Source organism: Lysinibacillus sp. K60 (assembly GCF_019731275.1).
In the GTDB taxonomy this organism is placed as follows: domain Bacteria; phylum Bacillota; class Bacilli; order Bacillales_A; family Planococcaceae; genus Lysinibacillus; species Lysinibacillus capsici.
Window position 1 is genome coordinate 372,698 of record NZ_JAASJR010000002.1, and the last position, 11,741, is coordinate 384,438.

The window sequence follows — 11,741 nt, forward strand, 5'->3', positions numbered from 1 at the left end:
TGTGTGAGGTGACTTTTTTGTTGTGTAAAATCAGAACTTTTCTTCGATTTGGTCGTCTAATGTAACGTTTGGGACATACATACTGAGGAGGAGGTTTTTATGGAAAATATCGATATGATGTTAATTGTCAAGCATATCATTATTGGACTTGTCCAAGGCTTTACAGAGCCAATTCCTGTATCGTCGAGTGGACATGTAATGATTGCTAGCGAAATGCTGGGACTAGGTGAACAGGGTTTTACTTTTGCCATCTTAACAAATACAGCTTCGTTACTCGCTATTATGTATATTTATCGTAAGGATATTGTTCGTCTGATCATTCATTTTTTCCTTTACTTGAAAACTAGAGAAAAGCGGTATAACGCGGATTTTCGCTTTGCTCTCTACATTGTCATTGGTTCAATTCCTGCTGGCGTTTTAGGGGTGTTATTAAGTGATGTGATTGCAGATAACGTAAGTATGACGACGATTGCGCTCATGCTATTTGTGACAGGGACTGCATTATGGCTAATTCGTAATATGCGTGGCAAGAAGAACGATGCAGATTTACGTGCTAAAGATGCCATCATTGTAGGGTTGGGGCAAGCAGTTGCTTTAACACCAGGCATTAGCCGTTCAGGAGCTACGATTATTTCCGCCATAGCAGTAGGGATGAAGCAGGATACAGCCTTACGTTTTTCCTTTATGCTTTATATTCCTGTAAGTTTGGGTGGGGTAATCCTTGGCATTACAGATTTTTTAGACGAGCCGAATAAAGGTGCCTTAGCTCTTCCATATGCTGCCACTTTCTTGGCAACACTCATTATGACTTATTTTGCGATGCGTTGGTTTATGGGCATTATGAAAAGTGGCAAACTTAGCTACTTTACGTATTATTGTTTTATCGTAGGAACTCTTTTATTACTATTCTATTAAAATATAAAGTCTCATAACGTATGAAGTTATGAGGCTTTGTTTGTTATTTGTCATAATATACGGTTTCTAATAGTGAGAACGTGTAGGAATGTGTTATAGTTGTTTTTCGATAGAAGAAAGACAGTCATTTTTTCTACCGAAACTGCATTTTGGCACCTCAACGACTGCAAAAAATGTTATGATAGGTGTAGTTTTGTGAAAAACTTGATTTTAGTAAAGGAGCCGAAAACATGTCCTCTGCTTCTTATTTAACAGTAAAGGCGTTAACAAAATATATTAAACGAAAATTCGATGCAGATCCACATTTGCGTGAAGTGTATGTAAAAGGTGAATTATCGAATGTGAAAATTCATCAATCCGGCCATATTTACTTTACATTAAAGGATGATGGTGCCCGAATAGCTGCGACGATGTTTAAAACAGCGGCTACGAAATTAGCGTTTGAACCAAAGGAAGGTATGCAAGTATTTATCCGAGGGGATGTAAACGTTTACGAAGGCTATGGAACCTATCAGCTATATGTACAGGAAATGCAACCGGACGGCATTGGTAGCTTATTTGTTGCCTTCAATCAATTAAAAGAGCAATTACAAAAAGAAGGTCTTTTTAAACCTGAGTGGAAACAACCGATACCAAAATTTCCTGAAAAAATTGGTGTGCTCACATCAACAACTGGTGCAGCTATACGGGATATTTGTACAACCTTAAAGAGGCGTTACCCACTTGCTGAAATTTTGATTTATCCAACCCTAGTACAAGGAGCTCAGGCTGCACCGAATATTGTGCAAAATATTCAACGGGCTAATCAAGAGGCAAGCTGTGATGTGTTGATTGTCGGGCGAGGAGGAGGCTCCATCGAGGATTTATGGGCTTTTAATGAAGAAATTGTGGCAAGAGCTATTTTTGAAAGCCGAATCCCTATTATAAGTGCGGTTGGCCATGAAACAGATACAACGATCGCCGATTATGTCGCCGATTTACGTGCACCTACTCCAACAGCTGCTGCTGAGATGGCTGTGCCAGATCAGGCGGATCTCTACCAACGAGTGCTTACGCAGAAATCACAGCTTCATCAAATGGTTAGGTCGCAACTTATGGCAGAGCGACAACGTCTAAATAAGCTCCAACAGTCTTATCCATTGTCAATGCCAGAAAGACTTTATCGGCCTTTTACAGAAAGATTGGCACAGCTTGAGTCAGGATTACAGGCAGCAATGCAAATGAGCTTGATGAAAAAAGCTACCCAACTTCAACAATTACATAGTACGGTGGAGCAACATTCACCCAAAAAGGCACTTGCTTTTCATCAGAGAGAGCTTGAAGCGCGGATCCAACAATTATCACGTGCTACAACGTATTATGTGGCAAAACAGCAACAACAATTTGAGTCAACCGTTAGAACATTAGAAGCTTTAAATCCACTGTCTATTCTAACAAGAGGATTTACAGTAGCATATAAAGATCAGCAAATGATCAAATCATCCACTGAGGTGCAAAAGCAAGATCAACTGACATTGACCTTCCATGATGGAAAGGTTGTGGCTAAAGTGACGAATATCTTGCCAAAGAATGAGGGGGAATTGTTGTGACTGAAAAACAACAAACATTTGCAGAAGCCATGACGGCACTAGAAGAAATCGTTCGCCAGTTAGAACAGGGTGATGTGCCATTGGAAAATGCGATTGATTTATACAAGCAAGGAATGGAGCTATCAAAGTTTTGCCATAGTAAGTTGCAACATGCTGAGGAGCAGCTTGTATCAATTGTCCAAGAGACTGGTGAAACAACAGCATTTGATCCACTAAAGGGAGAGAATTAGGAAATGAATGAGCCATTAAAGTACTTTATTGAAAGCAATACACCACAAATTGAAGAGACGATGTTTTCGCTTGTTGAACAAATTGATGCACCAGCAGATTTAAAGGAATCTATGCTTTATTCATTAAAGGCAGGGGGTAAACGAATTCGTCCGCTTTTTGTGTTAGCGGTACTAGAGCTTTACCGTGAAAATCTTCAGGACGGTTTGATTGTCGGTTCGGTCATTGAAATCATTCATACGTATTCTTTAATCCATGATGATCTACCAAGCATGGATAATGATGATTTCAGAAGAGGCAAGCCAACAAATCATAAAGTTTATGGAGAAGCGCTGGCTACGCTTGCTGGTGATGCATTAAACACACTGGCATTTGGCATTTTAGCTCGCATGGATATCTCTGCTGAAAAGCGTATTGAACTTGTCCAATTGCTAAGCATTGCAGCAGGTGCAGAAGGCATGGTTGGTGGTCAAGTACTAGATATGGAAGGGGAGCAACGTCAGCTTAATTTAGCTGAATTGGAACAAGTCCATGTCAATAAAACAGGTGCTTTATTGCGTTTTAGTATTGAAGCGGGAGCCGTACTTGCAGATGTATCAGCACAAGACCGTGCTACATTGAAAGAATATGCGCATCATATTGGTTTAGCTTTCCAAATTCAAGACGATATTTTAGATATTGAGGGAACGACTGAAGAACTAGGAAAAACAGCTGGAAAAGATGTCGCTAGTGATAAAAGCACTTATCCAGCCCTCTTAACCCTAGAGGGAGCGAAAGAAAAGCTTGCTGAGCATTATCAACATGCCATTAACGCACTCGATCAATTACCAATAGATGTCAGCCTATTACGTGACTTTGCTGCTTATATCGTTCATCGTAAAAACTAAGAGAAAATCAAGGCGTTGAAGGAAAAGAATATGCTAGAATAGGTGGGAACGTTTGCAATATGTAAACAATGAAGTGTTCGTACTTTTAGCATATTGATAACACTGCTATAATGGTGGAAACACAATTGCGGTGAATATTTTATTGAAAAGGTGTGTGAGAAAGGTGGATTTAAATAAAATAACTAGTCCATCCTTTTTAAAAAACTTAAATAAGAAGGAGCTTGAGCAGCTTGCCCAAGAAATTCGTACCTTCTTAATCGAAAAATGTTCTGTCACAGGTGGGCATATCGGGCCGAATTTAGGCGTAGTTGAGTTAACGATGATGCTGCATAAAATGTTTGACAGTCCTAAAGATAAGTTTTTGTGGGATGTTGGCCACCAAGCTTACGTGCATAAAATTTTAACAGGTCGTGCGAGTCAATTTGACACACTACGTCAGTTCAAAGGGCTTTGTGGATTCCCGAAGCGCGTGGAGAGTGAACATGATGAGTGGGAAACAGGTCATAGCTCGACATCTTTATCAGCAGCCATGGGTATGGCAGCAGCACGTGATATAAAAAAAGAAAACAACTTTGTTATCCCTATTATTGGAGATGGGGCTTTAACAGGGGGTATGGCACTTGAGGCATTAAATCATATTGGCCATGCAAAAACAAATATGATTGTCATCCTCAATGATAATGAAATGTCGATTGCACCAAATGTTGGCGCATTACACAATGTTTTAGGTCGTCTACGTACAGCCAAGGAATACTCAAAAGCCAAGGAAGAGCTGGAGTCACTTATTAATAAGATTCCAGTATTAGGTGGAAAGCTTGCCTCTACTGTTGAACGCGTAAAGGATAGCTTAAAATATTTAGTAGTATCTGGTGTGTTTTTTGAGGAGCTAGGTTTTAAATATCTTGGTCCAATTGATGGACATGATTTTGAAGCGCTTGAAATGACATTATCACACGCGAAAAAAGTAAAAGGGCCAGTCCTTGTTCATGTGATTACGAAAAAAGGAAAGGGCTATAAGCCAGCCGAGGATGATACAATTGGGAATTGGCATGGAACAGGTCCTTATAAAATTGAAAATGGTGCCTTTGTGAAGTCTGAGACTACTGGACCCGCTTGGAGTAGTTTAATTGCTGAGACGGTTCGTAAAATTGCTCATGAAAATGAGCGAGTGGTAACGATTACACCTGCCATGCCTGTAGGTTCAAAGCTACAAGGTATTCAACAGGACTTCCCAAATCGTTTCTTTGATGTAGGGATTGCGGAGCAACATGCGGCAACGATGGCTGCAGGATTAGCTACGCAAAAGATGAAACCATTTTTAGCGATTTATTCTACGTTCCTGCAACGTGCATATGACCAAGTTTTGCATGATATTGCTCGCCCGAATTTAAATGTCTTTATTGGTATTGATCGGGCTGGTTTAGTGGGAGCAGATGGGGAAACACATCAAGGTGTATTTGATATTGCTTTCCTTCGTCATATTCCAAACATGACAATCATGATGCCAAAGGATGAGAATGAAGGGCAACATATGGTAAAAACAGCGATTGATTATGATGGTGGTCCAATTGCACTTCGTTATCCACGTGGTAATGGAATGGGTGTGCCATTAGATGATGAGCTGATAGCTTTACCAATTGGTAGCTGGGAAGTTTTACGTGAGGGCAAAGACGCATCTATTTTGACATTTGGAACAACGATTCCAATGGCAATGGCTGCTGCTGAAATGCTTGCGCAACAAGGAATCGATATTGAAGTGGTCAATGCTCGCTTTATCAAACCGATGGATGAAGACATGCTACACTGTATATTATCTAGTCAAAAACCGATTTTAACAATTGAAGAAGCTGTTCTACAGGGTGGATTTGGTAGTGGTGTATTAGAGTTTGCTCATGACCACGGCTATTTAAATGCGTTAGTTGATCGAATGGGCATCCCAGATCAATATATTGAGCATGGCAACGTAGATCAGCTACTCGCGGAAATTCATATGACAGCAGAAGATACGGTTGCACGTATGCACGTATTACTTCAACAAAAACAGCAAGTGGGTTTGAATAAATAATGACAAAACAACCAAAAGAACGAGTAGATATTTTACTTGTAGAGCGTGGACTATGTGAAACAAGAGAAAAAGCAAAACGGTCCATTATGGCAGGCCTTGTCTTTTCAAATGAAATACGAATTGATAAGGCAGGCGAGAAAATTGCCGTCGATGCACCGCTACAAGTAAAGGGCTCAGATTTAAAATATGTGAGTCGTGGAGGCCTTAAATTAGAAAAGGCGCTACAAATTTTTGATATGTCTGTAGAAGGGAAGCTAATGCTTGACATTGGCTCCTCTACAGGTGGCTTTACAGATTGTGCCTTACAACATGGAGCAAGACATTGCTATGCACTAGATGTTGGTTCAAACCAATTAGCATGGAAAATTCGCTCCGATGAACGAGTGACAGTAATGGAGAAAACGAATTTTCGCTATACAACGGCAGCCGATTTATCAGAAGGTTTACCTGATTTTGCAACAATCGATGTTAGCTTTATTTCGTTATCACTGATTTTACCGGTATTAAAAACATTATTGCTGCCAGGCGGGGATGTTATGGCTTTGGTGAAGCCTCAGTTTGAAGCTGGGAAAGATAAAGTAGGTAAAAAAGGAATTGTGCGTGATAAAAAAGTACATTTAGAAGTTTTGGAAAAAACAGCTGCAATGGCAACTGATATTGGTTTTGTAGTAAAAGATGCTTCGTTCTCTCCAATCACAGGTGGAGAAGGGAATATTGAATTTTTATTCCATTTAGTGAATCCTATTGGACAAGAAGTGCTACCTGCATATACAGCTTTTAATGCACTCGTTGAAGAAGCGCATAATACTTTAAAATAACACGTGCTCGCTTATAGAGCCGTGTTTTTTCTTGTGCTTTTTTGTGGAAAATGGTAGTGTGATTATACACATATACAATTATTTATAAGAGGTGATTTCGTTGAATAAAGGACAACGACATATACGGATTCGGGATATTATCGCCAATCATGAAATTGAAACACAAGATGATTTAGTCGATTTTTTAAAAGAAGCAGGCTATAATGTGACACAAGCTACAGTATCACGAGATATAAAAGAGCTTCATTTAGTAAAAGTACCATTACAGGATGGGCGCTATAAATATAGCCTACCCGCAGATCAACGTTTCAATCCAGTCCAAAAATTACATCGTGCATTAGCGGATGCTTTTGTAAGTATTGATGGGGCATCACATTTTTTAGTCATGAAAGCTCTTCCAGGGAATGCGAATGCCATTGCTTCCTTACTTGACCATTTAGATTGGCCGGAAATTTTAGGTACAATTTCTGGAGATGATACCATTTTAATTATTTGTCGAAATGAAAATGAGCGTGAAAATACAAAAAATCGTTTATTAGACATGCTATAAAAAATGGTTAATTTGATTTAGAGGTGACAATTTGTGTTAAGAGAGCTTAGTATTCGAAACTTTGCCATCATTGAGGATTTGACTGTCAGCTTTTTAGAAGGCTTAACAGTTCTCACTGGGGAAACAGGTGCCGGAAAATCCATTATCATTGATGCGGTGCATTTACTTGCAGGTGGACGAGGTAACACTGAATTTATTCGTCATGGCGCAAGAAAAGCAGAATTGGGTGGCTTATTTCAAATTTCGAGTTCAGTTCATCCTGTTCTGAAAAAGTTAGAAGAAGCAGGCATTGAAATAGAAGAAGATACAATTATTTTACGTCGAGATTTGAATGATACTGGTAAAAGTATTTGCCGAGTGAATGGTAAGCTTGTGCCTTTATCGGTACTAAGAGACATTGGGGCAAGTCTCATTGATATTCATGGCCAACATGAAAATCAAGAGCTAATGGATGAAAAGCAGCACATCAATTTGCTTGATCAATTTGCAGAAGAAGAGTTGTCGCCGATTCAAAAAACCTATCGAGCGCAATACGATGAATACCGTTTGCTCAAAAAAGACTTAGCTTCGATATCCATTGATGAGCAGTTGATGGCACAACGTATCGATTTGTATCAATTTCAAATTAAAGAGTTGGACGAAGCTAATTTAAAGTTAGGTGAGGAAGACGAGCTACTAGACGAACGCCGTCGTCTGATGAATTTTAATAAAATTTTTGAACGCTCTAGTGCAGCCTATGAAGCCATTCAAGGTGAAACAAAAGGGCTTGATTGGATCGGAACGGCAATGGGTGCTTTAGAAGATGCTGCAACGGTTGATGAGCAATTCAAAGAATCATCTGAGGCAGTTACAACTGCGTTTTATGCATTACAGGATGCAGCCTATCAGGTCAAAAATGTGTTAGATGAATTAGAATTTGACCCTGCGCGTTTAAACGAGGTTGAGCAGCGATTAGCGTTGTTGCAAACTTTAAAACGCAAATATGGTTCGACAGTGGAAGAGATCTTGGCTTATTATGAAAAAATTAAAAACGAGTTAAATGAGCTGTTGAATCGTGATGAGATTTTGCAGGTGAAAGAACGACGTGTGTTAGAGATGGAAGTTGTACTCAATGAGCTGGCTAGTGAACTTTCAACTGTACGTAAAGCTGCAGCCCAACAATTGAGTGAAGCAATTATGGCAGAGCTACGTGAATTACATATGGAAAAAGCAAAATTTATTGTCAATTTCGATGAATTACCCTATTTCGACGCAAATGGGAAAGATCAAATTATCTTCTACATTTCCACAAACGTTGGGGAGCCACCAAAGTCTTTACCGAAAATTGCATCAGGCGGAGAGTTATCACGAATGATGCTAGCATTGAAAACCATTTTCTCTTCTTCCAATGGAATTACTTCCATTATATTTGATGAGGTGGATACAGGTGTTAGTGGTCGTGTTGCGCAAGCGATTGCAGAGAAAATTGCCGCAATTTCTGTTAATTCTCAAGTTTTATGTATTTCACATTTACCTCAAGTTGCAGCGATGGCTGATCATCATTACTTCATCAAAAAAGAAGTCGAACATGATCGAACGTTTACTTCCTTATCAGAAATTGATCAAGATGCTCGTATAGAGGAAGTTAGCCGTATGATGTCTGGAACTGAAATTACAGCTTTGACACTACAGCATGCCACGGAGCTTTTAAAAATGGCAGATGAACGAAAAAAACAAATGCGTTAACCATTATTCCAGAAACAGTTTCAGCTGTTTCTGGCTTTTTTCATTTTGCGCAAATATTTACCGCTTATAAGAACGTCACAACAACACATAGTAAAAAGACAAAAATGAAAAGGAGGTGTCGTATGAATCGTCATTGGCGTCAATTAGTCATTTTGCCTATGCTCATCTTTTTATTAGTGATGCCTATACAAGCTTTAGCCGCCAAAAAGCTTATACCGATGGGCGAAGCAATTGGAATTCAACTTCAATTGTCACATGTATTTGTCGCACACGATGTACTGTTAGCTTCCAATCAGTGGATGAAAGGAGGCGCAGTTATTGAAAAAATAAACGATATACCAGTAAAATCCCTTGCTGATGCCAAGCAGGCTGTGGCAAAAGATGGCCAACAGAAATGGACGATCAATAGTGAAGGCCAACAAATTACATTGGAATTACAAAACCAAGAAGCAGAGCATGTCATTTCCTTTTTAAAAGATGAAACAGATGGAGTAGGAACACTGACTTATATTGATCCAGAGACAAAAAATTACGGTGCACTAGGTCATCAAATTGTCGATTCAACCCTACAAGAAGCCCCTGTTTTTAGAGCTGGCTCCATTTTTTTAGCTTCTATTCAGCAAATCCGAAAAAGCACACCAGGCCAACCAGGCTATAAAATTTCCTCCATTGAAAAGCATCAAGAACGTCTAGGTAGTATAGATAAAAATACTATTTATGGTATTTTTGGCCGCTGGGAAGACGGTTATCAACAAAGATTACCCAAAGCGATAGAAATTATGCATGAAAAAGATATAAAAACGGGGAAAGCTGAAATCTATACAGCCATTGAAGGCAGTAAGGTGGAAACCTTTTCAATAGAAATTACCAAAGTGGAAAATGAACGCCTTGAATTTATAGTATCTGACGAGAAGCTCATTGAAAAAACAGGTGGCATTTTGCAGGGAATGAGTGGCAGTCCTATTATCCAAGACGGTCGTTTTGTCGGAGCTGTGACACATATGTTTGTGGAGGAGCCGAAAAAAGGTGCAGCGCTAACAGTAGCGGAAATGTTAAGAAGGTCTTCATAAAAAGGTATGAAAGGTAAAAATCCGTTTAAATTTCCCCAGGCAGGACAAAAGCCGCGGGAAACTACACGGATTTTTTACCCTTATTTCATCGAAACCAACATGTATTTCCGATAATTTCCTGAAGAAGGCATGATATTTAAAAAAACTGTAGTTTTATCTACTAAATTTATCTAAAATAAGTTATAAGAGCATTCGACAAGTCGCGTCATTTAGCGTAACTTGTCGATATTAAAAGAAAGTATCGGACTACATACTCATTTTTGGAAATAGAAAAGGTTTTTAAAACAAAAATGTCGAAAATTCCACAGTGTGCCAAAAACGGCATTTAGGGGTTTAGGTTATCGCTTTGAGGTGTTCAAAGCAAGTCCAGAAGGAGGAATTGAAAATGACAAAGGTAAAAGTAGCGATTGCAGATGATAATCGTGAGTTATTAAAAACAATGGAGCAGTATTTTCAAGGACATGCCGAAATAGAAATTATTGCAACTGCTTCAAATGGAAAAGTATGTCTACAAATGCTTGAGGAATTTACACCAGATATTTTACTTCTAGATATAATAATGCCTCATCTTGACGGTTTAGCTGTATTAGAGTCCATGTATCAAAATGAAAAAATGTCATCAATTCAAGTCATTATGCTAACGGCTTTTGGCCAAGAGGATGTCATGAAACAGGCGGTGGATCTAGGAGCTTCTTATTTCATGCTAAAGCCCTTTGAATTCGACCAATTGGTACAAAAGATTTTACATTGTGCTGGACAGAAGGCGACACTTCCGAAAAAGACAAGCGTATTACAACCGACAGTACCTCAAAAATTAAATCAGCATCAATTAGACAGCACGATTACAGCCATCATTAAAGAAATCGGTGTACCTGCACATATTAAAGGCTACTCCTATTTGCGTGAAGCCATTCAAATGGTCTTTGAGGATATTGAATTATTAGGATCTGTGACAAAAATTTTATATCCAGAAATCGCCAAAAAATTTAATACGACACCATCCCGTGTAGAACGTGCGATTCGTCACGCCATCGAGGTAGCCTGGAATCGTGGCAATTATGAATCCATTTCGTCAATGTTTGGCTATACAGTCCATCACTTGAAATCCAAACCAACAAATAGCGAATTCATCGCTATGATCGCAGACAAAATTCGTATTGATATGATGGCTAGCTAGTACCGATATATATCATTAACATATACAGCAATTATACTTCGCATAGTATAGCGCCTTTTTAAATCTTATTGTTTAAAGGGGCGCTTTTTTTGTTACTTGAACAAATACTGTGGAAATTTCTGTGGCTGATCTTTAATATTGAAAGCGTTAAAAGAACGTCTAAATCAGCTAAAAATACACGATATATACATGAATAGTGAATTTAAAGTCATATTCTAAAGTTGAATAATTTGAGACCTTTTCACAAACTTATAAGTGGGTGATCACAATAAAAAGTATAAATTTCCAATTAGAGGGAATGAATTCACTCGAAATCACACAGATAACAGATGAGCTATTTGAGGTGCGTTTAGTATTCGATGGTAAAATAAGTATGCAATATATGAATCGACAGCAATTGATACAACTAGGATCTACTTTCCAAATTGAAAGTAATATCAATACGAAATTAGTTAAAAAGACCTATAAAGACCTATAGTTTAGTGGGAAGCGCCCCTTGATACCTGTACTTGGAAGATGATTTATTCAAAATAGCATGATGGAATTACTTTGAATTTATCGGTAATTTTAATAAAAAGCTCAAAAACAAACAATTTATTAGTATTAAATATCTACAATTTTTTAGAAAAAATAAAATATTGTCTTATATTTTAATGATTAAGTGGTACTATTTTCTTTCTCGGTAGTGACAATGGTCTCTAAACAAATGTAAGTGGA

11 protein-coding genes are annotated in these 11,741 nt (G+C 38.5%); all 11 read left to right on the forward strand.

Annotated features, from left to right (window positions below; genetic code table 11):
• The first annotated feature begins 99 nt into the window (after window positions 1-99).
• The 11 genes from HCH28_RS05635 (at window position 100) to HCH28_RS05685 (ending at window position 11,502) form a co-directional block, all read left to right on the forward strand.
• Window positions 100-915, forward strand: coding sequence for an undecaprenyl-diphosphate phosphatase (locus HCH28_RS05635; protein WP_221680166.1), 816 nt, complete (start codon window positions 100-102; stop codon window positions 913-915).
• 230 nt (window positions 916-1,145) lie between these two features.
• Window positions 1,146-2,504 (forward strand): exodeoxyribonuclease VII large subunit, encoded by a 1,359-nt coding sequence (xseA, locus tag HCH28_RS05640; RefSeq protein ID WP_221680167.1) that lies wholly within the window; start codon window positions 1,146-1,148, stop codon window positions 2,502-2,504.
• Window positions 2,501-2,734, forward strand: a complete 234-nt coding sequence (xseB, locus tag HCH28_RS05645; protein ID WP_008179899.1) for an exodeoxyribonuclease VII small subunit — start codon at window positions 2,501-2,503, stop codon at window positions 2,732-2,734. Before xseA ends, xseB begins: the two co-directional genes overlap by 4 nt.
• Before the next feature lie 3 nt (window positions 2,735-2,737).
• Window positions 2,738-3,619 (forward strand): polyprenyl synthetase family protein, encoded by an 882-nt coding sequence (locus HCH28_RS05650; protein ID WP_221680168.1) that lies wholly within the window; start codon window positions 2,738-2,740, stop codon window positions 3,617-3,619.
• A 163-nt stretch (window positions 3,620-3,782) separates the two neighbouring features.
• Window positions 3,783-5,684 carry a 1-deoxy-D-xylulose-5-phosphate synthase gene (gene dxs / locus HCH28_RS05655; protein WP_221680169.1) on the forward strand — a complete coding sequence of 634 codons (1,902 nt, stop codon included), beginning with the start codon at window positions 3,783-3,785 and terminating at the stop codon, window positions 5,682-5,684.
• Window positions 5,684-6,502 (forward strand): TlyA family RNA methyltransferase, encoded by an 819-nt coding sequence (locus HCH28_RS05660; RefSeq protein ID WP_221680170.1) that lies wholly within the window; start codon window positions 5,684-5,686, stop codon window positions 6,500-6,502. The genes dxs and HCH28_RS05660 overlap by 1 nt, the downstream gene beginning before the upstream one ends.
• Before the next feature lie 100 nt (window positions 6,503-6,602).
• Window positions 6,603-7,052 carry a transcriptional regulator AhrC/ArgR gene (gene ahrC / locus HCH28_RS05665; protein ID WP_004231170.1) on the forward strand — a complete coding sequence of 150 codons (450 nt, stop codon included), beginning with the start codon at window positions 6,603-6,605 and terminating at the stop codon, window positions 7,050-7,052.
• Between the two features lie 33 nt (window positions 7,053-7,085).
• A complete protein-coding gene (recN, locus tag HCH28_RS05670) occupies window positions 7,086-8,777 on the forward strand; it encodes a DNA repair protein RecN (protein WP_221680171.1) in 1,692 nt (563 codons plus the stop codon).
• 122 nt (window positions 8,778-8,899) lie between these two features.
• Window positions 8,900-9,847, forward strand: coding sequence for a SpoIVB peptidase S55 domain-containing protein (locus HCH28_RS05675; protein ID WP_009370207.1), 948 nt, complete (start codon window positions 8,900-8,902; stop codon window positions 9,845-9,847).
• Between the two features lie 385 nt (window positions 9,848-10,232).
• Window positions 10,233-11,024 carry a sporulation transcription factor Spo0A gene (gene spo0A, locus HCH28_RS05680; protein ID WP_016993890.1) on the forward strand — a complete coding sequence of 264 codons (792 nt, stop codon included), beginning with the start codon at window positions 10,233-10,235 and terminating at the stop codon, window positions 11,022-11,024.
• 298 nt (window positions 11,025-11,322) lie between these two features.
• Window positions 11,323-11,502: a hypothetical protein gene (locus HCH28_RS05685; protein WP_221680172.1), complete on the forward strand. Its 180-nt coding sequence runs from the start codon at window positions 11,323-11,325 to the stop codon at window positions 11,500-11,502.
• Window positions 11,503-11,741: the final 239 nt, after the last annotated feature.